Source organism: Gloeocapsa sp. DLM2.Bin57 (genome assembly GCA_007693955.1).
In the GTDB taxonomy this organism is placed as follows: domain Bacteria; phylum Cyanobacteriota; class Cyanobacteriia; order Cyanobacteriales; family Gloeocapsaceae; genus Gloeocapsa.
The window spans coordinates 1-20,800 of the sequence record RECR01000091.1 but is presented as its reverse complement, the minus strand read 5'-3'; the positions used below and the strand labels follow the sequence as shown (position 1 = coordinate 20,800).

Sequence of the window (20,800 nt, the reverse complement as noted above, 5' to 3'; positions counted from 1 at the left end):
CTGTTAATCTTAAATATTCCCTAGAAAGCGACCAGGATTGAGGATATAATTAGGGTCAAATTGTGTTTTTAATTTTTCCATAATTGTTAACCCATTTCCAGTATAACCCCAAATATCTGTATTTTCTTTCAGTGTATTAGGTGCAGTTAAAATAGTTAAAAATCCTTGTTTATTTTCACATATTCTTCTAATCTCTGGTTGCCATTGAGAAAAGGCTATTGTTCCTAAACCGCTTCTGGCGTGAATAATAGCTAGACTTTGGTTATTAGTTAATTGAGCGTATTCTTGCAGAAATTCTCCTACTTTGTTAGGCATTAAACCTATTTTACAAGTAATTAAGTTGGGAGATTCTTTGATTTTTGTCAATCGTTGCCATAGATTTTTTTCGGGTTCATCTTGATAGGTTAAAGATGATAGATTTAACTCTTTAGCAATAGTTTCTATTTGTTGTACTTGCTGATTAATGCTTTCAGGAATAGTTTGCCATCTCAGGATTAATCCTGGATGAGAGGAGATATCTAATGCTTTGACTACTGTTGCTGAGATAAAGTCAATAGCTGTAGGTGTTAATCCCGAATTGATAATTATTTGTCTAGCTTGGTTGAGATGATTAAGTTCACCTGTGAGTATAATAGTTAAAGATGCTTCTGGAATAGGGTAAACTCTAAAGGTAGCTTGACTAATTATTCCTAATGTACCATAAGAACCCGTAAATAATTTCATTAGGTCATAACCAGCTACGTTTTTAACTACCCTTCCTCCTGCTGAAGCTATCTTACCATCAGCGCGAACAAAACTAATCCCAAGGAGTAAGTCTCTTACTCCTCCATAACGTTGTCGCCAACTTCCCGAATCAGCGGTAGCGATAATACCTCCAATAGTAGCAGTTTCGGGATAACTAGGATCTAAGGGTAAAAATTGCTTAGCTTGTTGTAAGATTTGTTGTAAATCCACTAGTTTTACTCCCGCTTCAACGGTAACGGTTAAGTCTTCTAATGCGTGTTCAACTATACGGTTAAGTTTTTGAGTACTTACTACTAACTCTACTGGTTTTGAGAGTTTTCCTCCCCAATTTAGTTTACTTCCTTGACCACAAGTTAAGATTGAGTATTGATGTTTATTAGCATATTCGATAACCTCACTCAAGATAACTTGATCATCAGGAGAGATAAAATAAGGGGGATTATGATTGCTGATAGATTTAATTTTAGCTTGCCAATCAGGATCAAGATTATCCCATGCTATGATCTGGTGCGCAGCGCAAGGCAAAAGGCAAGAGGCAACAGGCAAGAGGGAGTCAGAGGGTTGATTCATAGGGTTTATGGTCATTTTTTAAATGCCTATTTTGTAACTACTAGACTGCTCTGTGCTATAGCGCTACGCGCAGGCAAAAGGCAAGAGGTAAAAGCTAGACTAGTAATGGGTTTCATAATTTGAAAATGTCAAACACCTTAGCTTGTACTGCTATATATTTCCAGCAAGATTAGTTAATTGCTTCATTGTTTTCTCACGTTTTCCGGGATACCAACTGGAGATATATTACCAAGTACCCGTAGATTTTGACAGCGTAATAACTCGATAAAATCTAAACCTTGCCGGTTTTCTAGTTGGGGTAAACTTTCTAATGCTGATAAGAGATATTTAGCTGCTTCTACTTCGGTATATCCCCTTCTAGCGGCGATTTTAATCGCTTTTTCGTCCGCTTCTAGATATTTTTGTAAACTACGATTATTGCGCCAAATCTGGTTTATGGCGATCGCTGTTAAACTTCCTGCTACGATTATACCTAATGCGTCTTTCTGGGTTGCTTGTACTACTACCCCTGTTAATCCTGCTAGGGCTATACCTTGATAGATATTGGGTTTAAGCCATTGTACCCCTAAAACGTTGCTAATGGTGGTTAAGAGCAGTAAATCTCTTTCTCCCCGAGATAGTTGACGCCAGAGGTCAAAATTGATATAGAGTGGGCGAGTAGCTTGACTCCAGGGTTTAGGAGTAGGGGCTACAATTACTTGGGTTTGTTGGGGTTTATTGATAATCTTGCCAAACATTCGCCCTGATGCTGGCATTATATCTAATAACCTGTTAATTTCTTGATCTAGATTCACGGTTGGTTAGTGGGTTGTGGGTTATAAGATAACTATTTTTGCTGGTGCTACCATCTTTTCTGTATCGCTTTTGTCCAATTATAACAAAAGGGGGTTATCAGTTTTCCTGATTTCTCCTACTTACTGTCTTCCTACTCTATCAGTAAAATTGTGCACAGCCCCCGCCAATGTTTTCTTATTGTAAGGACGGAGTAAGTAGCCAATTTTCCTATGACTTGAGAAATTATTAGAGAATTGGATTAAAATGCAACAGAAAAGACACTATTTTCATTATTTCCTAGAATTGCATTGAGAATCAAAGTATAATCGCTACTAGCATTATCATAGCTATAAACTGCTATATAATATTCTCCTCCATCTAAATCCCTTTGAATCCTCTCATTGCGAGAGCCACTCCGATTAGAAACTGCAATGATAGAATCATCTTCTAAATCAGGGGAGTCTAATAACGCGACATCTACATCCGCATCTAAACCCCTTAAACTTAATTTAAATTCTCCATTACTTGGGAGAGTAAAACTATAAAAATCTAGAAGATTATCACTATCTACCGAGTCAGAAACCCTTTCTCTTCCTCTGAGGACACCTAAATCGCGAATCTCATCATCATTCTCAATATCAGCATTAAGAATCAAAGTATAATCGCTACTAGCATTATCATAGCTATAAACTGCTATATAATATTCTCCTCCATCTAAATCCCTTTGAATCCTCTCATTGCGAGAGCCACTCCGATTAGAAACTGCAATGATAGAATCATCTTCTAAATCAGGGGAGTCTAATAACGCGACATCTACATCCGCATCTAAACCCCTTAAACTTAATTCAAATTCTCCATTACTTGGGAGAGTAAAACTATAGAAATCCACGGAATTATCGCTATCTACTGAGTCAGAAACCCTTTCTCTTCCTCTGAGGACACCTAAATCGCGAATTCCTTCATCACTATGGTCATCATCATCCCCACTATCGGCATTGAGATTAATGTCGATTCTATATGTTGCTAAATCATTTTGAGGACCGGTAATGTTAACCGCATAAGTACCTGGCTCTAAATCTAGATTTACAGATTCAGGAGATATCAAAATCTCAATTGGAGGTATAGAAGGATCATTTGCTTTATTAGGAGCGGGTCTAATACCGCCTACTACATTTGGAGAACTACCTAATGCTAATAAAGATATGGTTACAGGAGTGAAATCACTAAGCTCAAAAAAATAAACGTCGGAAGTATTTTGAAAATTAACTCCTTCAGTTTGAGAAAAATCAGAAGTAAGAATTCCCAAATCGAAATACTGAGGATAAACTGGTCGGAGTGGAACCATAAACATTGGTGAATAGGAAGGTGCAAACATGATATTATCTCCCTTACTATTACATTACGAGCATCTCAACTAATTAAGTTTTTGCTAATCTATCGTCTCATCTAGCCACCTATTTGCTCAATTTTTTTGAGGTACTCTTATATTCGCCTATTTTTATTGTAACAAAAAAATAAAAGTTTTTATAGCCATAAAAACCAAGATAAGATAACCTAATTAATTTCTTTTTTAAAGACAAAAATCCCCCTTTTAGAAGCGGAAAATTCAAACCTGAGATTAGATTTATAAAAATTTAGCTAGATTAGGAATATTGGCGATCGCCTTGAGAAGTTGTTTAATTTCTTGGGTACGCTGTTTAGGGACTATAAGAGTAATGTTACCATCTCGAACAACCACTAAATCTTCTACACCAATAGTGACGATTATTTCTTGGTCATCTTCGGCATAAAATAAGCAGTTATGAGTATCTAAACCGAGATGTTGGGCTAATTCTAAGTTATCTGCGTCTCCTTTGCTGAGTCTGTCGATCGCATTCCAATCCCCTAAATCATCCCAAGGGAAATCAACGGGTAAAACATAAGCAAGAGAGGTTTTTTCCATTAAAGCATAGTCAATACTGATTTTAGGCAACTCCCCATAAGCTTCTTTTCCTTTTGCTTCTAGTAGAGAGATAATCTCTGGTGTATATTTACGCAACTCGGCTAACACCACTCCCACAGGAAAAATAAACATACCACTATTCCAGCTAAATCCCCCTTGGGTTAAAAAAGCTTCTGCGGTAGGGAGATCAGGTTTTTCCCGAAAGCGATTAACTCGATAAACAGCTAAACCATTATAAACACCTTGATAAGCACCTTGTTCAATATAACCATAACCCGTAGCAGGATAATTAGGACTAATCCCTAGAGTAGCGATGGCTTCTTGATTACTTACTAAACTAGTAGCAGCTTCTAGGGTTTGGGTAAAAGCTTGTTGATTACCAATCCAATGATCCGCGGGAAAAAAACCCACTATGGCATCTAACCCATATTTTTCAGCTATAGTTAAAATAGTCCAGGCGATAGCTGCTGCTGTATCTCTCCCTTGAGGTTCAACTAAAAGATTAGTCTGAGGTAAACTAGGAAGTTGTTCCCTTACACCTGCTGCTATAGCTGCTGAAGTTATCACCCAGAGTCTATCCCAATCACCAGCTATAGGTAATAAACGTTCAGCGGTGGATTGTAATAAACTTCTACCACTACCATCTAAACATAAAAACTGTTTAGGACGTTGTTGACGACTTAAAGGCCAGAATCTTTCTCCCTTACCACCTGCTAAAATAACAGGTATTAAATTTTGATTCATACTTAGTAAATATCAAATTAAAGAATTACTAAGACTAGATGTTATCATCTATGTGCGTGCAAATTTGTCAACAAGGTAATAATCATGGCGCAAATACCTATATCTCCAGTAGTATTAGTTATCTTAGATGGCTGGGGTTATCGAGAGCAAACAGAAGCTAATGCGATCGCTTTAGCTGAAACTCCCGTAATGAACAGCCTTCTAGAAGTCTATCCTAATACCCTGATTGAAACATCGGGTAAAAGCGTCGGACTTCCCAAAGGTCAAATGGGTAATTCAGAAGTAGGACATCTCAACCTAGGAGCAGGTCGAGTAGTACCCCAAGAGCTAGTTCGTATTAGTGATGCTGTCGAAGATGGTTCAATCCAGCAAAACCCAGCATTAGTGAAAATTTGTCAAGAAGTAGTCACTAGAGGAAAAAAACTCCATCTGATAGGGTTATGTTCCGATGGAGGAGTACATTCTCATATAGATCACTTATTGGGATTACTAGATTTAGCCAAAACTCAAAAAGTGAGTGAAGTCTGTATTCACGTCATCACCGACGGGAGAGATACCAACCCCAATGAAGGGATAAACGTAGTTGCTAAAATTCAAGAACATATAGATAAAATTGGATTGGGTTCGATGGTAACCCTCAGCGGAAGATATTACGCGATGGATCGCGATAACCGTTGGGAAAGAGTAGAAAAAGCTTATCAAGTCTTCACCCAAAATGAACCAATAGATGGTAGAAGTATCACCGAAGTTATAGAAGCCTATTACGCTGAAGACATCACAGATGAGTTTATCCCACCTACGCGCATTGCACCAGGTGCAGTAGAATCAGGCGATGGAATCATATTCTCTAACTTCCGTCCAGATAGGGCTAGACAAATGTGTTACGCTTTTCTTAATCCTGATTTTGACGGATTCCCCAGAGAAAGAATTGAACCTCTTAGTTTTGTTACCTTTACACAATATGATCCTAATTTACCCGTAGAGGTAGCATTTGCTCCGCAAAATCTCACCAAAATTTTAGGACAAGTAATCGCTGAACATAAATTAAAACAGTATCGTACTGCAGAAACCGAAAAATACCCCCACGTCACCTACTTCTTTAACGGAGGATTAGAACAACCCTTCCCAGGAGAAGACAGAGAATTAATACCTAGTCCTGCAGTAGCTACCTACGACAAATACCCACCCATGTCTGCAATAGCAGTGACAGATACAGCTTGTGCAGCGATCGCTCAAGGGATTTACTCATTAGTAGTAATTAACTACGCTAACCCCGACATGGTAGGACATACAGGAAAACTAGAAGCAGCGATAGAAGCGATTCAAACCGTAGATACCAGTCTAGGACGTCTCTTAAGCAGTATTCAGAAAGTAGGAGGAACAACCCTGATTACCGCTGATCACGGTAACGCAGAATATATGGCAGATGAAAAAGGAAACCCCTGGACAGCACATACCACTAACCCTGTACCCTTTATCTTAATCGAAGGAGAAGGACGTAAAATACCAGGACATGGAGGTCAAGTCTCCCTTAGAGATGATGGTAGTCTCGCTGATGTCGCACCAACAATACTAGAAATTCTGCAAATACCCCAACCTGCAGAAATGACTGGTAAATCTCTGATTAAACCGATAGAATTAGAGGTAAATCCTAATAAAACACCAGTGAGAATATCTCTCTAAAGCAACTCTAACCGCGTCATAATTAACCTTGGCGCGGTTAATCATTTTTTGGGAAATAATAATATGGAATACTCAGCTCGCATTTACATTACTCTACGCCCCTCGGTATTAGATCCCGCGGGAGTGGCTGTGGAATCAGGTTTACATCAATTAGGTTATCAGGAAGTCACGGCAGTGAGAATCGGTAAATATATCGAATTAAAACTCACTAGCGATTCGGAAACCACAGCTCTGGAAGAACTCTCGGCGATGTGTGAACAACTTTTAGCTAATACCGTAATCGAAAATTATAACTTTGAGTTGATCCCCCTCAGCTAACCTGGGATTATTCTATGATAAAAATAGGTAGGCTGTGTCGAGGCTAAATAATGATAAATATACAGATTCGTCCTTTACAATATCGTGATATTCAAACTATCAGCAACCTAGGTAAGGAATTAGAAACAATTAAACAGTGGTATGGTTTACTAAAGTTTTGTAAATTGTTTCCTAATCCTCTCCAGGATTTCTTGTGGCTTTATATAGCTCAAATAGAGCAAGAATGTTTAGGTGTTATTCATGTCGCACCTTTCAACCGAAGCCGTAGTACTTGGCGGGTACATTGGGTACTCACAGATAAAGAACATAATTTAGATCCAGAGTTAATCTCAGGTAGAAATAGTATCGGATCTCAATTACTACGTTACTGTTTTGAAAAAATTTGGGAAGCGAGAACTTGGATACTAGAAGTAAATATCCACGAAAAAAATAATTTAGCCCTCTATCGTCAAAATGGCTTTCAACCTCTAGCACAACTAACCTACTGGTGTCTAGATCCTGAAAAATTAGCTCAATTAGCCCAGATTGAACCACAATTACCGAATCTGTTACCAGTTAGCAACGCTGAAGCACAGCTACTCTATCAGTTAGATACAGTATCCATGCCACCTCTATTACGTCAAGTATTCGATCGCCATCCCCTAGACTTTAAAACATCCTTATTCAAAGGTTTAATTAATAAGTTCAAACCCTGGTTTAATGGGAAAGAAGTAACTAGCGCCTATGTGTTTGAACCCCAAAGAAAAGCGGCGATCGCCTACTTTAAATTAGAAATCTCTAAAAATGGTACTCAACCTCACCAAGCCCAATTAACGGTTCATCCCGCTTATACTTGGTTATACCCCGAATTAGTAGCACAAATGGCGAGAATAGTGCAAAACTACCCTAAACAAGCCCTAGAATTAGCCTCAGCCGACTACCAATCAGAAAGAGAAGAATTCCTCGAAAAATTGGGCGCTACACAAGTAGAAAATACCCTGTTAATGTCTCGTTCGGTTTGGCATAAACTACGAGAAGCAAGACCCCTAGAAGGGTTACAATTATCAGATGTGTTAAAAGGATTACAACCAGCGAGAACCCCTATTCCTAGTCGTATGTCTTGGCTAGAATCAACAGCAGAATCTCAACCCTCTCCAGATTCAGATCCCCCCATAGATACCAACAATCCTAACGGCAAGAATCCGAGGAGATAAACGATGCAGCGTCGTATCTGCGCCCTAGGGTTAGATGTAGGTAAAAAAAGAGTAGGTGTAGCAGGATGTGACGGTATCGGTTTACTAGCTACTCCCCTAACAACTATCAATCGTCAAAGCTTCTCTGAAGATGTAGCCAAAATTAGTCAAATAGTCAAGGAAAGAGAGATAAATGTCTTAGTAGTAGGATTACCCTATTCTATGGATGGTAGTTTAGGTCCACAAGCAGAATACGTTCAACAATTCGCCCAAAGACTAGCAGAAGCTTTACAGTTACCAGTTGAATATGTAGATGAAAGACTAACCTCTGTAGAAGCAGAAGAACAACTTAAAAGTCAAAAACGCTTTTCTCGACAAGATAAAGGTTTAATCGATCGCCAAGCGGCAGCTATTATTTTACAACAATGGTTGGATGAGCGATCGTTATAAAGGGAAGACGTGGGTTTATTACTTTATTAGTTCATGTAATTAAAGGTCTGTCCCTACCTATTAATCAATTTCATCCCGATTTTTCCCAGCTCCCGGCTAATTCTTAAAAACATACCCCTGAAAGACCCCCTTCTTCCCTATGAAAGTACAAATCCATTTTTTACCCGATGATATCTATATCGAAGCTGAAGCGGGAGAACCAATTCTCGCTGTAGCTGCTCGTGCTGGTGTATGTATCCCCACAGGTTGTTTGATGGGTTCTTGTCACGCTTGCGAGGTAGAATTAGATGATGGTCAAACTATCTGCGCTTGTATTAGTTCAGTTCCCAGAGGTAAACAACAAATGACGATTAATCTTTATTCTGACCCAGTTTGGTAAATAAATATATGACACTAAAATCTATTGGATTAGACGAACAACTCTATCAGTATCTCTGTCGAGTCTCATTAAGAGAGCCAGAAATCTTACAAAAACTTCGCCAACAAACCGCTACTCTTGCTAACGCTAACATGCAAATAGCTCCTGAACAAGGTCAATTTATGGCTTTGTTGATACAATTAATGAGAGCAAAAAAAGCTCTCGAAATAGGAGTTTTTACGGGTTATAGTTCTTTAGCGGTAGCTTTAGCATTACCCGAAGATGGACAATTAATCGCTTGTGACGTTAGCGAAGAATATACTAAAATCGCTCGTAATTATTGGCAACAAGCAGGAGTAGATGGTAAAATTTCTCTATATATTGCTCCGGCTTTAGATACTCTAGAACAACTAATCAGCCAAGGTGAAGCCAATACTTTTGATTTTGTCTTCATCGACGCTGATAAAAGTAATTATATCAATTATTACGAAAAATCCTTAACTTTATTACGTCCTGGTGGTTTAATTGCAGTAGATAACGTCCTCTGGTATGGACAAGTAGCTGATCCTGATAACCAAGAAAAACTAACTCTGACTATACGCCAATTTAACGATTATCTGGCTCAAGACGATCGCATTATACTTAGTTTAGTACCCATCGCTGATGGTTTAACTTTAGCTATCAAAAAATAATTTATGCTTCTAAGACCAGAACAACGCAGTAAACTAGATGACACAGAGGATTCTCTCTTCTATTCCTTTCCTCGTTTTGTCACTCACGTAGATAACCAATTTATTAATCAACTAACCGATTTATATCGGGCTAGACTTAAACCTGATACGCGTATTTTAGACTTAATGAGTAGTTGGGTTTCTCATCTTCCTCCAGAAATGACTTTTACTCATGTAGAAGGACATGGTTTAAATGCAGAAGAATTAGCCAAAAATACCCGCTTAAATGACTATTTTGTGCAAAATCTCAATCAAAATCCTCAATTACCCCTAGAAGACAACGATTTTGACGCGGTTTTATGTACAGTTTCTATTCAATATCTCCAATATCCTGAAGCAATTATGGCAGAAATTGCCAGGATTCTTAAACCAGGAGGAATCGTCATTATTAGCTTCTCTAATCGTATGTTCTACCAAAAGGCGATCGCCGCTTGGCGAGATGGTACACCTAATAGTAGGGTACAACTAGTCCAAAAATACTTTCAATCCGTTCCTAAGTTTAGTCCACCTGAATTAATCGTTAATCAAGGTACTGTGACTAATAATTTGTTACAATTGCTAGGTTTAGGTAATGTCGATCCTTTTTATGCTGTAATTGCTTATGTCTGAACAATCTTCTCAACTCTCTCAATGTGTAGAACAATTATCTTTACAAAAGTTAGAAAGACATATTTTTCTCTGCGCGGATCAAACTTTACCCAAATGTTGTGACAAAGAAGCTAGCTTAGAAGCCTGGAATTATCTCAAAAATCGTCTTAAAGAGTTAAAATTAGACAAACCTACCCCAGAACGTTCCCTTTGTATCTTCCGCACTAAAGCTAACTGCTTAAGAGTCTGTCATTCTGGACCTATCCTCTTGATTTATCCCGACGGAGTCTGGTATCATAGTGCCACTCCAGAAGTTATCGAAAGAATCTTACAAGAGCATATTATCGGTAACCAGGTAGTTAAAGAATACGCTTTTAACCAAGCACCCCTAATCAATGATATAATAGATAAATCAGTGGGAGCGCAACAGCTACAACCATGAAAGATCACCTCCAAAAAGACTCTAAAAAACTCCTGTTAATCGATGATGATCCCAATTTAATTTTATTGGTTAAAGATTATCTCGAATTTCGCGGTTATCATGTAATTAGCGCTGAAAATGGGAGACAAGCATTAGATATTCTGGCTACAGAAATACCAGATATGATTATTTGTGATGTGATGATGCCAGAAGTAGATGGTTATAGTTTAGTCCAAAAAATTCGCGAAAACAGCGAAATTAATGCTATACCTATTATGTTACTCTCTGCTAAAGGTCAAAGTCAAGACCGCGTCAAAGGGTTAAATATAGGCGCAGATGTTTATATGGTTAAACCTTTTGAACCGGAAGAATTAGTCGCCCAAGTAGAATCTACCCTTAAACAGGTTAATCGTCTTAAAGAACAATCAGGGCAGAAAAAAGGAACAGAACAACCGACAATTGTAATCCCTCATGACGTTGACTTAACACCTACAGAACAAAAAGTAATACAGCTGCTGGCTCAAGGAATGGCAAATCAAGAAATTGCCCAACAACTTAATGTCAGTAAAAGAACTATTGAAAGTCACGTATCTAACATGTTGAATAAAACTACCTTACACAATCGAACTGAATTGGCACGTTGGGCAATGGAAAATAATCTTGCCTAAAAAAAATAACTATGCTATAATGATTGAATGTGAGTTTGCCGGTGTAGCTCAGTGGTAGAGCAGCTGATTTGTAATCAGCTGGTCGTAGGTTCAAATCCTATCACCGGCTTAATTTTTTAAAACCAATAAAGATAGAGTAGAATAGAATAGATGATTTAAACTCTTATGCTGCGGTTGAGCTAATCCTCAAAGCTATTACTCGTCATTAACATCATGGCTTTTTGTCTTAACCCTATATGTGGTAATCCAGATAACCCACCAGAAAATCAATACTGTCAAGGTTGTGGATCAGAATTAGCTAAAAGTAGCAAAAGTTATCTTTTTCGAGATTATCGCATTATTGCTATTCTAGAAAATACTGAGTTTAAGAAGATTTATTTAGCTGAAGATGTAAGTCAAAATCTGTGTGTAATTAAAAAGTATGTAGTGATCGCTTCTCAGTCTGATTTACTTATTCTTAAAAAACATTTTCTTCAAGACGCACAAAAACTATATTCTCTGGATCATCCCCAATTACCTCAATTATTTAGCTATTTTGAGGTTGATAATTGCTTTTTTTTAGTAGAAAGTTTTATTAAAGGCGTTAGTTTACAAAAAGAATTTGAGTTACAAGGACGCTTTAATCAAGAACAAATTTATACTCTAATTAAAAGTCTCTTACCTGTACTTAAATATTTGCATAATAAAAACATTATCCACCAAAATATTCAACCAGAAAATATTATCCGTCGTCAATATGATCAAGCTTTAATTCTAGTCAATTATGGTATAGCTACTAGTAAAGTTTTAACTGACTCTCACATTATTATATCTAATTGTGCTCCTGAATACGCAGCACCAGAACAAATGAGAGGACGTCCTACTCCAGCTACTGATATTTATAGTCTAGGGGTTACCTGTATTCGTTTATTGACTGGTTGTTTAGATGTTACTTCTATACATTTACTTTATGATGATTATCATAACTGTTGGATTTGGTCAGAATATTTACATAATAAAAAAATTAAAATAAAACCAGAATTAGCGATTATCTTAAATAAAATGATAGCTAACTCTTTAAGGGAACGCTATCACGAAGTATCAGAAATAACTACTGAGTTAAGTATAACTAACACTACTTCTTTACCTAGTATATCCTCTTTAAAATCTCAGCTTAACTTTCAACAATATTGGAAACATTTATTATTGATTTTTGTTAGTTTAGTTTATTTTATATTAACTTGGCAAAAAATAATTAATCTTAATATTACTACTGTTGAAGCTATTTTAATTGTCATAATTGGTTGTTGCTTATTAACAGTTATACAATTATATAATAAAATTCGTAAGAATCAAGCCAAATTAGAACATATAACTCAAGAAAATAAAAAACTGATTAGTGATAATCTGCGCTTGAATTTTGATCAAAAAATATTGAGTCATCAATTACAACAATTTGCAGAAGAAATAATCTTAAAAGAAGACTTTCTCGAAAATAATAATGGTTGGATTATTGGAAAAACTAAAGGAATTAAACGATATATTACCAATAGCAAATATTATTACAATATTACCAAGTATCATAATACCAATCATATGTACTTTTCTTGGATTAACTTACCTAAGTTACCAGCAGATTATGATATAGAATTAAAAACTGTCTTTATTGAAGGAGAAAAAGAAGGATGGTATGGGTTAATTTTGGGTACAGATGAAGCTAATTACTATCTATTTCGAGTTAGTCGTTATGGTTATGGGAGAATAAGTTTCTTAAAAGAAGGAGTCTGGGAACAGGGATCTTTTGAAATGTGTAAAATTAATTGTGAAGATGCTATGATTCTCAGTTTACACGTGAGGGAACATAATAATTTTAGTTATTATCTCTCGGAAGCAACTTCACCGGATTGTGAAAATTGTCTTAGTACCGGAACTTTTGCCGTAAAATGTGATAAGATAGGGGTCTTTGTTTCAGTCAAGAAACAAGATAAAATTATCGCTTTTGAACATCTTTATATCACTAGTAAAGTTAAATAAAATCATCCTCCATGTTATCAACTTCCACCCCTACTGTAGAACAGTTTTTAGCCTCAGAAGCAGAGACTACCTATCAAGACGCTAAAGTAGTAATTTTACCCATACCTTTTGAAAGTACCACTACTTATCGCCAAGGATGTGAAAATGGACCTGATGCTTTATTAACAGCATCCTATCAACTCGAAGCTTATGACGATGAGTTAGAAAGAGAAATCTGTTTAGAATGTGGTATTTATACCTGTGAAGCGATCGCCGATACTAGAAAAGATCCCACCCTGACACCAGAAACGATGCTAACAGAAACCACCAACAGAGTAACAGAATTACTCGCAGATAATAAATTTGTCATCGCTATTGGTGGGGAACATAGTATCACCAGTGGAGTAGTTAAAGCTTACCAACAACAACTACAAGAGCCTTTTACAGTGATACAAATAGACGCTCATGGAGATATGCGTCATAGTTACGAAGGTTCAATCTATAATCACGCTTGCGTAATGCGACGTGTCTTAGATATGGGATTACCAACCTTACCCGTAGGGATTCGCAGTATCTGTAAAGAAGAAGCAGAATTAATCAAAAATAACAATATACCTGTAATTTGGGCAAGAGATATCGCTAAAGACTATAACTGGATTGAACAAGCGATCGCTTCCATCACAACCCCCAAAGTATTTATTACCATCGATGTAGATGGAATTGATCCTAGTTTAATGTGTGGAGTAGGTACACCCGAACCGGGGGGGTTAAATTGGTATGGGTTGACTAATTTTTTGCGCAGAGTCTTTGAAACCCACCAAGTCATTGGTTGTGATGTCATGGAATTAGCCCCAGTTAACGACTCTGTGGTCTCAGAATTTACCACCGCTAAACTAGTCTATAAATTAATTGGTTATCACCATCTGTTTAATCAATCCGCGTGATATAATAAAAAGCCATCACAATCAGAGAGTCATCTCTAGCCAGTTTACTAAAACTATGGGGTTTAGGATTAAGGAGTATTTCTCCATTAGCCAATTTAACCCCTACTAATATTAAAGGGTTATCTGGGTTGCTTTGTCCATGTTCACCGACTAGTTTAGTTAACTCTTGAAAAGTTTTGCCTAAAAAATGTTGGGGATAGTTTCCTGGAGCAATAAAATAAAACTCGTTGGTATCGTTAGAATAAGTAAGTAACTGTTGATAGACAACAGACATATTCTTAAACATCGCACTTTGCGCAATAATACCAGAACTATAGTCACGAGCTGAAATAACCTCATCCACACCAGCTTCGAGAAGATGACGACGTAAGTTTAAATTAACCAATTCTGCAACCACGTGAATATCTTTTTTTTGTCCTGGTATTTGTTCTAAGTGTTTAACCGCTAAAGCGATGAGAGCATTTTTTTCATCGGGATTTATAGTATCTTGATCAGCTAAGAGAATGATTGATTTAGCTTGAGATGCGTGTAGTTGAGACAAAGTATCATGGTGAGTGGGATCATCTTGGATAAAATGAACATCAGGGCGATCATTAAAACTTCTACTATGTTTAACTGCTGAAGCAGAAACTACCACAATATCCATACTATTACCATTATTTCCCTCGATGAGTTGGCGAATAATTCCCCCTGCTTTATCATTCCAGTTACAGATAATTATATGATTTTTAAATTCTTTCATTAGCTTCTCCTCCGCTAAAGCGCGAGTCACAAAAAATGAGGAAATCTTGCCCACAATCGTACCAAATACCAACGTACCAAATACCAATAAAAATAATTGCAGAATACGTCCTAAAACTGTTGTGGGTTTATCGGGATATTCTCCCATAAGAGTGATAATCACGTTTTCTAACACTTCCCAAGAGGATCGTTGGGAAACGATAATCACCTCATCCCAGATTAGTAATCCAACCACAGCACATAGGAACAAAAAAGCTAAACTTAAGAATAACGGTAATCTCCAAGGACTATTTTTACTGAGAATTTTGAACATAAAAGTTTAATTTTGACCAAGTCAGTTGAGAGGTTTCTTGATGCCAAGACCAACGCAAAAAGCGTCCAGGTTGTCCTGGAAGTATCCCCGGGAGAGAAAGAATACGACGAGGAGAGACAGTGGCTAAAGAGATCGCCTCTGATGGTTCGCATATTCCCCACTTCACTAAATTCTCTACTCCTGTGAGTAAAGGTAAAGTAGTTCCCGCGAGAGTATCATCTTCTAGTTTAGCCGTCCCCTCAGTAATCCTAATTGTACGCTTATCCCAAGGATAACACCCATAGGGTAATCCAATTGGGGCTAAAGCATCGCTAACCAAAAATAAACCCTGTTCATAATTACTAGCTCGTAGTAAAATTTTCAGCATAGTTAAACATACGTGTTCACCATCAGCTATTACCCCACAGGATACCTTCTCGTTAATAATTGCTTCCCCTAATAAACCAGGTTCGCGATGGTGTAAACTTGGCATAGCGTTAAAAGCATGAGTAACCATAGTTGCACCCTGACTAAAAGCTAACCTAGCTTGACTAGCAGTAGCTAGAGAATGTCCTAAACTAACTATTATCCCTTGAGAGATTAAATAGGGTATGATTGCTCCTGTATCGTCTAATTCTGGTGCTAGAGTGATTATTTTGATTAAATCTTGATATCCGTCGATAATTCCTTCTAGATTATCTTTAGTCAAAGGTAATAGATATTCTTGGGGATGTGCACCTCTTTTAGCCCGATTGAGAAAAGGTCCCTCTAGATGAACACCTAGAATAGTTGCTGCATTTGCTAGAGGATTTTGACAATATTTAGCTATCGTTGCTAGCGATCGCCTAATTTTTTCCCGAGAAGTAGTAATAATAGTTGGTAAAAAACCATCGATACCTTGAGTTGCTAAAAACTCACAAATCGGGCTTAATTCTTCTGGTTGGGTTAAATCTGTAAAAGATGTTCCCAACGCACCATTGATTTGTAAATCTACACCCCCTAGAGATAACCAATCACCCCCTAAGTCGATAACTTGATAATTCTGATTATTACTTTCTCCTGACTCAATTTTTCCCTCTGAGTTAATGTTTATTTCTCTTAACCGAGTTACTCCAGGTAATCTTGCTTGGATAATTTTAACAGGTTGATTCATCGAGGTAGAGTATCTAACAAACCTTGACAACTATCGAGAAGTAAATCAATAACTTGGTCAAAACCCCGTTGACCACCGTAATAGGGATCCCGAACGTCTTTAAATTGAGTATTAACCGCAAAATCAGACATTAACTTTACCTTATCATGATATTTGCCTTCCGGGTCGAGACTGAGAAGATCACGATAATTATCTCTATCCATCGCTATAATCAAATCAAATTCGGTAAAATCAGACACCTCAAAGCGTCTAGCTTTACCAACGAGTTTAATACCCCGTTTTTGAGCTGCGCTGCTCATTCTAGCATCAGGAGGGGCTCCAATATGATAACTAGAAGTTCCCGCAGAATCACAGCTCAAACGATCATTCAATCCTGCTTGTGAGATTAAATAATTCATAATATTCTCAGCAGCAGGAGAACGACAAATATTACCTAAACAGACAAACAGGATTTTATAAGACATAAAAGTTACATACCTGGAATATTCAGACTACTAGTCAATTCTTCCATACGTTGTTCCATATTTGCTTTAGACTTAGCATAAGCATCTTTCATCGCTGCTGTGACTAACTCGGCTACTTCTTGAGGAGTTTTTGCTAAAGCGACTGGATCGATTTCCACGCGCAGAGGCTCTTGATTACCACTCATCACCACTGTAATTAAACCTTCCTCGCTGACTCCTTGGATTTCCATCTGCTCTAACTCTTCTTGGAGTTTTTTAGCATTTTCCTGCATTTCTTGGGCTTTTTGTAAAGCTGCAGCGAACTGTTTCATTTTATTAATACCAAAACCAAAACCTTTACTATCTTTATTCATATTCTCTAATTATTTAACTAATCTTAATTTTACCCGATTTAGCTCTGAAATCTAGCAAAACTCTCCTAAGAATTTCACTTCAGGAATAAGAGCGATCGCCCATTCTTGCTGTACTTTAGCTTGGATATAAGCAATTAATTCCCAAATATCCATCGCTTTAGCACCCCCACAATTAAGGATAAAATTAGCATGACGTTGAGCTACTTGAGCTTGACCAATTTGGTAACCCTTTAACCCCGTTTGTTCAATTAACCAACCCGCAGCATAGGGAGTAGGATTACGAAAGACGCTACCACAACTAGGGCGATCGTAGGGTTGAGAGTTTTTACGCTGGTGGAGATTTTGGCTCGTTAAAGCCATCATCTCTTCACGACTCGAACCAGGTTGTAACTGGAAAGTCGCTTCTAAAACCAGTTTTTGTCCATTTTGTAAACAAGAATGACGATAACCATAGTTTAACATCTCCCCTGAAAGAATTTCTAACTCACCCGTTGGAGAAATTACTTTTACTTCTAGCAAACAATCAGCGATCTTCCCTCCTTGAGCACCTGCATTCATCACCACAGCACCTCCAACGCTACCAGGTATCCCCACCGCCCATTCTAAGCCTTGCCAACCCCTTTTAGCAGCTAACCAAGCTACCCGAGGAATTGGTTCACCCGCAGCTACGGTTATTTGGTTTTTTTCTACATCAAAGCGAATAGGATAGCGCCAATAACGAGTAGTTACGACTAATCCCTTGATACCGCGATCGCTCACTAATAAATTAGATCCAGCACCCAAAACAGTTAGGGGAATACTAGCGCGATTATACCAATTTAACACCATCTCTAGCTCTTGCCAATTCCTAGGAGAAGCGTACCATTGTGCTAATCCACCCACACGGAAAGTAGTTAAATTAGCCAGAGATACTCCAGCTAAAATCACCTCTGGAGATTGTGACTTAATAATTACATTCATGATTTTAGCCCAATAATTCTGGAATAACTTGATTAAGATTACCTGCACCCAAAAATAAGACTAAATCACCTGGTTGTATGATTTGACGTAAATAATCACTCAAAGATGATAACTGAGGATGATAAATAACTTTACGGTGATGAAGAGCTATTGCTTCTACTAGATGTGAACCATCGATTTGAGAGAGATTAGCTTCTCCCGCGCTGTAAATATCTGTGATTATTACTCGATCAGCTTCTGTAAAAGCAGTAGCAAACTCTTCTAGAAACCTTGCTGTTCTACTATAACGATGAGGTTGAAAAATTGCGATCAATCTTTGATAACAACCTTGCTCTATTTGTAAACGCGCAGCTTGTAAAGTCGCTTTAATCTCACTAGGGTGATGAGCATAATCATCCACTAGAGTAGCTCCTTGATATTCTCCCCGTTTTTCAAAACGTCTTTTTGCTCCCTCAAATCCCGCAATAGCTTGACTAATTACCTCAAAATTTAGACCTAGTTTTCTGCCGAGGGCGATCGCCGCTAAAGCATTACTGACATTGTGTTTACCTGGAATTTGTAACTTAATTGAGCCTATATATTCTCCCCTTTCCCATACCTCGGCTGTGGTTTCTTGGCCTTGGTGTACAATATTTTTAGCCTGATAATCAGCTTCTGGTCTGCCTGTGATACTATAACCTAGAGTAGGTTTAATTTGTTCTCGGACAATCTGACAATCTACACAACCCACTACTAACTCACATTGTTGAGCAAAAGTTTGAAAAATGCCCACTAATTGACTTAAATCTTGATAATGATCGGGGTGATCCAATTCAATATTGGTAATTACCCCGATTTTTGGTTGATGTTTAGTTAGAGATCCGTCTGACTCGTCTGCTTCTGCTACTAAATAATTTCCAGCACCTAGACGCGCATTCCCTTCCCAAGCGTTTACCTCTCCTCCCACAATAATGGTTGGGTCTAATTTTGCTTCTAATAATAAATAGCCAATTAAACTACTCGTGGTTGTTTTGCCGTGAGTTCCCGAAACAGCTATACTATAATAATCTTTAATTAAGGCAGCTAATAAATCAGAACGATGGAAAATCGGAAACCCGTGCTTGATTGCTGCTGTATATTCACTATTATGGTTATTTATCGCCGTTGACCAAATAATTTGGGGTAACTTCTGCTTAATAGCATAATTAAAATTATCTAGATTACTAGCTTGTTGCTCAGTAAAAATTTTCGCCCCCACCCCTTGCAATCTAGCTGTTATATGATTAGGACGAATATCAGAGCCTGAGACAGGAAAATCACGTTTAGCTAAAATATAAGCCAGACCAGACATACCAATACCCCCAATCCCGATAAAATGAAAGGGTTTACCATTGAGATCGATTGTTGTCACTGTTGATTACTCCTCACACACCATTGATCTTCTTAAAGTTTATAATAAGCGATCGCTTTTGGCTTGGCAGTTTAACTGTAAACTAAAAAGAATAAACATTTTTTTGATCGAATTGTCCTATCTTTAGGATATGATTAGGTTCATTAAAAAAAAATTAATCAAGAAAACCAATAGAGGGCAAAACAAGTGATTAGAGTAGCGATCAACGGTTTTGGACGAATCGGCCGTAACTTTCTCAGATGTTGGCTGGGAAGAGAAAATACAGGACTTGAACTAGTAGGGATCAACGATACCTCCGATCCCCGTACTAATGCTCATTTGCTTAGATATGATTCAATGCTAGGCAAATTAGACGCAGAAATAGAAGCCGATGATAATTCCTTGATCGTCAATGGCAAAACTATTAAATGTGTTTCCGATCGCAATCCCCTCAACTTACCCTGGGCAGATTGGAATGTTGACTTGATCATCGAATCTACAGGGGTTTTCGTCGATGAACCAGGAGCTTCTAAACATATACAAGCAGGAGCAAAAAAAGTCCTGATTACCGCTCCTGGTAAAGGTGGTAACGTCGGTACTTTTGTCGTAGGTGTTAACGAACAGGACTACAAACACGCAGAACATAATATTATCAGTAACGCTAGTTGTACTACCAATTGTTTAGCGCCAGTAGTCAAAATTATTCACGAACACTTTGGTATTATCAAAGGTACAATGACTACTACTCACAGCTACACAGGTGACCAACGCCTACTCGATGCAAGTCACCGCGATTTACGTCGAGCCAGAGCAGCAGCAATGAACATTGTACCTACCTCCACAGGAGCAGCCAAAGCAGTAGCCCTAGTTATCCCGGAAATGAAAGGTAAACTCAATGGTATCGCTCTACGTGTTCCTACTCCTAACGTTTCCGTAGTGGATTTAGTCGCTCAAGTGGAAAAAAGTACCATTACCGAACAAGTAAACGATGTACTCAAAGAAGCATCAGAAACAACTCTCAAAGGAATCCTAGCTTATAACGATTTACCCTTGGTCTCATCTGACTTCAGAGGACATGATTGCTCCTCCATCGTTGATGGTAGTCTAACTATGGTTATGGAAGGAGATATGGTAAAAGTGATAGCTTGGTACGATAACGAATGGGGATACTCTCAAAGAGTCGTAGATTTAGCAGAAGTAGTAGCTAAAAATTGGCAATAGTTACTAAACCCACCTCTAATCAGGGGTGGGTATTGTGACATACTCCTACACCGAATCAAAGATTACGCTGTAGGCTTCTTATCTTTCACCTTCAGAGATGATTGACCGTTTTTGAGTGAGGCGATGCCCATCCCCACTTTTTTAATTA

21 protein-coding genes, 1 tRNA gene and 1 pseudogene are annotated in these 20,800 nt (G+C 37.8%); 13 read left to right on the top strand and 10 right to left on the bottom strand.

Annotated elements, in window-relative coordinates; translation table 11 throughout:
- Positions 1-9: 9 nt before the first annotated feature.
- From EA365_12295 to EA365_12280, 4 genes are all read right to left on the bottom strand, one after another.
- Positions 10-1,314, bottom strand: a complete 1,305-nt coding sequence (locus EA365_12295) for an FAD-binding oxidoreductase (protein ID TVQ43625.1) — start codon at positions 1,312-1,314, stop codon at positions 10-12.
- 182 nt (positions 1,315-1,496) lie between these two features.
- Positions 1,497-2,108: a DUF3318 domain-containing protein gene (locus EA365_12290; protein TVQ43615.1), complete on the bottom strand. Its 612-nt coding sequence runs from the start codon at positions 2,106-2,108 to the stop codon at positions 1,497-1,499.
- A gap of 239 nt (positions 2,109-2,347) precedes the next feature.
- Positions 2,348-3,463, bottom strand: a complete 1,116-nt coding sequence (locus EA365_12285) for a hypothetical protein (protein TVQ43614.1) — start codon at positions 3,461-3,463, stop codon at positions 2,348-2,350.
- Between the two features lie 249 nt (positions 3,464-3,712).
- Positions 3,713-4,774, bottom strand: coding sequence for a mannose-1-phosphate guanylyltransferase (locus tag EA365_12280; GenBank protein TVQ43613.1), 1,062 nt, complete (start codon positions 4,772-4,774; stop codon positions 3,713-3,715).
- An 84-nt stretch (positions 4,775-4,858) separates the two neighbouring features.
- Between EA365_12280 and EA365_12275 the strand changes: the two genes are divergently transcribed.
- The 12 genes and pseudogenes from EA365_12275 (at position 4,859) to speB (ending at position 14,099) form a co-directional block, all read left to right on the top strand.
- Entirely contained in the window at positions 4,859-6,457 is a 1,599-nt protein-coding gene (locus tag EA365_12275) for a 2,3-bisphosphoglycerate-independent phosphoglycerate mutase (GenBank protein TVQ43612.1), read from the top strand.
- A gap of 63 nt (positions 6,458-6,520) precedes the next feature.
- Positions 6,521-6,775: a phosphoribosylformylglycinamidine synthase subunit PurS gene (purS, locus tag EA365_12270; protein TVQ43611.1), complete on the top strand. Its 255-nt coding sequence runs from the start codon at positions 6,521-6,523 to the stop codon at positions 6,773-6,775.
- A 50-nt stretch (positions 6,776-6,825) separates the two neighbouring features.
- Positions 6,826-7,884, top strand: a pseudogene (locus tag EA365_12265) (N-acetyltransferase).
- Positions 7,885-7,971: 87 nt separating this feature from the next.
- Positions 7,972-8,397 carry a Holliday junction resolvase RuvX gene (gene ruvX / locus EA365_12260; protein ID TVQ43610.1) on the top strand — a complete coding sequence of 142 codons (426 nt, stop codon included), beginning with the start codon at positions 7,972-7,974 and terminating at the stop codon, positions 8,395-8,397.
- 139 nt (positions 8,398-8,536) lie between these two features.
- Positions 8,537-8,776, top strand: a complete 240-nt coding sequence (locus EA365_12255; protein TVQ43609.1) for a (2Fe-2S)-binding protein — start codon at positions 8,537-8,539, stop codon at positions 8,774-8,776.
- A gap of 8 nt (positions 8,777-8,784) precedes the next feature.
- Positions 8,785-9,447 (top strand): methyltransferase domain-containing protein, encoded by a 663-nt coding sequence (locus EA365_12250; GenBank protein TVQ43608.1) that lies wholly within the window; start codon positions 8,785-8,787, stop codon positions 9,445-9,447.
- A 3-nt stretch (positions 9,448-9,450) separates the two neighbouring features.
- Positions 9,451-10,095 (top strand): class I SAM-dependent methyltransferase, encoded by a 645-nt coding sequence (locus tag EA365_12245; protein TVQ43607.1) that lies wholly within the window; start codon positions 9,451-9,453, stop codon positions 10,093-10,095.
- The gene (locus tag EA365_12240; protein ID TVQ43606.1) at positions 10,088-10,516 is read left to right on the top strand and encodes a ferredoxin; all 429 of its coding nucleotides are present in this window, start codon (positions 10,088-10,090) and stop codon (positions 10,514-10,516) included. The genes EA365_12245 and EA365_12240 overlap by 8 nt, the downstream gene beginning before the upstream one ends.
- Positions 10,513-11,163: a DNA-binding response regulator gene (locus EA365_12235; GenBank protein TVQ43605.1), complete on the top strand. Its 651-nt coding sequence runs from the start codon at positions 10,513-10,515 to the stop codon at positions 11,161-11,163. Before EA365_12240 ends, EA365_12235 begins: the two co-directional genes overlap by 4 nt.
- A 37-nt stretch (positions 11,164-11,200) precedes the next feature.
- Positions 11,201-11,272: transfer RNA gene (locus tag EA365_12230), tRNA-Thr, on the top strand.
- 104 nt (positions 11,273-11,376) lie between these two features.
- Positions 11,377-13,176, top strand: a complete 1,800-nt coding sequence (locus EA365_12225) for a serine/threonine protein kinase (protein ID TVQ43604.1) — start codon at positions 11,377-11,379, stop codon at positions 13,174-13,176.
- An 11-nt stretch (positions 13,177-13,187) separates the two neighbouring features.
- Positions 13,188-14,099, top strand: coding sequence for an agmatinase (gene speB, locus EA365_12220; protein ID TVQ43603.1), 912 nt, complete (start codon positions 13,188-13,190; stop codon positions 14,097-14,099).
- Here the strand turns inward: speB and EA365_12215 are convergent.
- Genes EA365_12215 through EA365_12190 form a run of 6 tightly spaced genes read right to left on the bottom strand, consistent with a single transcriptional unit; the run spans position 14,083 to position 19,452 of the window.
- On the bottom strand, positions 14,083-15,153 hold the full coding sequence (locus EA365_12215) for a potassium transporter (protein ID TVQ43602.1): 1,071 nt from the start codon (positions 15,151-15,153) through the stop codon (positions 14,083-14,085). The genes speB and EA365_12215 overlap by 17 nt on opposite strands.
- Complete coding sequence (gene nagA, locus EA365_12210) at positions 15,134-16,285, bottom strand: N-acetylglucosamine-6-phosphate deacetylase (GenBank protein ID TVQ43601.1); 1,152 nt, start codon at positions 16,283-16,285, stop codon at positions 15,134-15,136. The genes EA365_12215 and nagA overlap by 20 nt, the downstream gene beginning before the upstream one ends.
- Positions 16,282-16,749 carry a low molecular weight phosphotyrosine protein phosphatase gene (locus tag EA365_12205; protein ID TVQ43600.1) on the bottom strand — a complete coding sequence of 156 codons (468 nt, stop codon included), beginning with the start codon at positions 16,747-16,749 and terminating at the stop codon, positions 16,282-16,284. Before EA365_12205 ends, nagA begins: the two co-directional genes overlap by 4 nt.
- A 5-nt stretch (positions 16,750-16,754) precedes the next feature.
- The gene (locus EA365_12200) at positions 16,755-17,102 is read right to left on the bottom strand and encodes a YbaB/EbfC family nucleoid-associated protein (protein TVQ43599.1); all 348 of its coding nucleotides are present in this window, start codon (positions 17,100-17,102) and stop codon (positions 16,755-16,757) included.
- A gap of 51 nt (positions 17,103-17,153) precedes the next feature.
- On the bottom strand, positions 17,154-18,062 hold the full coding sequence (murB, locus tag EA365_12195) for a UDP-N-acetylmuramate dehydrogenase (protein TVQ43624.1): 909 nt from the start codon (positions 18,060-18,062) through the stop codon (positions 17,154-17,156).
- 4 nt (positions 18,063-18,066) lie between these two features.
- Positions 18,067-19,452 carry a UDP-N-acetylmuramate--L-alanine ligase gene (locus EA365_12190; protein TVQ43598.1) on the bottom strand — a complete coding sequence of 462 codons (1,386 nt, stop codon included), beginning with the start codon at positions 19,450-19,452 and terminating at the stop codon, positions 18,067-18,069.
- Between the two features lie 186 nt (positions 19,453-19,638).
- Here EA365_12190 and EA365_12185 point away from each other — a divergent pair, with 186 nt between their 5' ends.
- A complete protein-coding gene (locus EA365_12185; protein TVQ43597.1) occupies positions 19,639-20,652 on the top strand; it encodes a type I glyceraldehyde-3-phosphate dehydrogenase in 1,014 nt (337 codons plus the stop codon).
- The last annotated feature ends 148 nt before the right edge of the window (positions 20,653-20,800 follow it).

What these genes read in the sequence shown, in the direction of transcription:
- EA365_12255 (TVQ43609.1), top strand. Translation starts at nt 8,537, where the DNA reads ATGAAAGTACAAATCCATTTTTTACCCGATGATATCTATATCGAAGCT.
- EA365_12235 (TVQ43605.1), top strand. Translation starts at nt 10,513, where the DNA reads ATGAAAGATCACCTCCAAAAAGACTCTAAAAAACTCCTGTTAATCGAT.
- EA365_12285 (TVQ43614.1), bottom strand. Translation starts at nt 3,463, where the DNA reads ATGTTTGCACCTTCCTATTCACCAATGTTTATGGTTCCACTCCGACCA.
- ruvX (TVQ43610.1), top strand. Translation starts at nt 7,972, where the DNA reads ATGCAGCGTCGTATCTGCGCCCTAGGGTTAGATGTAGGTAAAAAAAGA.
- nagA (TVQ43601.1), bottom strand. Translation starts at nt 16,285, where the DNA reads ATGAATCAACCTGTTAAAATTATCCAAGCAAGATTACCTGGAGTAACT.
- EA365_12200 (TVQ43599.1), bottom strand. Translation starts at nt 17,102, where the DNA reads ATGAATAAAGATAGTAAAGGTTTTGGTTTTGGTATTAATAAAATGAAA.
- purS (TVQ43611.1), top strand. Translation starts at nt 6,521, where the DNA reads ATGGAATACTCAGCTCGCATTTACATTACTCTACGCCCCTCGGTATTA.
- EA365_12215 (TVQ43602.1), bottom strand. Translation starts at nt 15,153, where the DNA reads ATGTTCAAAATTCTCAGTAAAAATAGTCCTTGGAGATTACCGTTATTC.
- EA365_12240 (TVQ43606.1), top strand. Translation starts at nt 10,088, where the DNA reads ATGTCTGAACAATCTTCTCAACTCTCTCAATGTGTAGAACAATTATCT.
- EA365_12250 (TVQ43608.1), top strand. Translation starts at nt 8,785, where the DNA reads ATGACACTAAAATCTATTGGATTAGACGAACAACTCTATCAGTATCTC.
- EA365_12245 (TVQ43607.1), top strand. Translation starts at nt 9,451, where the DNA reads ATGCTTCTAAGACCAGAACAACGCAGTAAACTAGATGACACAGAGGAT.
- EA365_12280 (TVQ43613.1), bottom strand. Translation starts at nt 4,774, where the DNA reads ATGAATCAAAATTTAATACCTGTTATTTTAGCAGGTGGTAAGGGAGAA.
- speB (TVQ43603.1), top strand. Translation starts at nt 13,188, where the DNA reads ATGTTATCAACTTCCACCCCTACTGTAGAACAGTTTTTAGCCTCAGAA.
- EA365_12225 (TVQ43604.1), top strand. Translation starts at nt 11,377, where the DNA reads ATGGCTTTTTGTCTTAACCCTATATGTGGTAATCCAGATAACCCACCA.
- EA365_12295 (TVQ43625.1), bottom strand. Translation starts at nt 1,314, where the DNA reads ATGAATCAACCCTCTGACTCCCTCTTGCCTGTTGCCTCTTGCCTTTTG.
- EA365_12205 (TVQ43600.1), bottom strand. Translation starts at nt 16,749, where the DNA reads ATGTCTTATAAAATCCTGTTTGTCTGTTTAGGTAATATTTGTCGTTCT.
- EA365_12275 (TVQ43612.1), top strand. Translation starts at nt 4,859, where the DNA reads ATGGCGCAAATACCTATATCTCCAGTAGTATTAGTTATCTTAGATGGC.
- murB (TVQ43624.1), bottom strand. Translation starts at nt 18,062, where the DNA reads ATGAATGTAATTATTAAGTCACAATCTCCAGAGGTGATTTTAGCTGGA.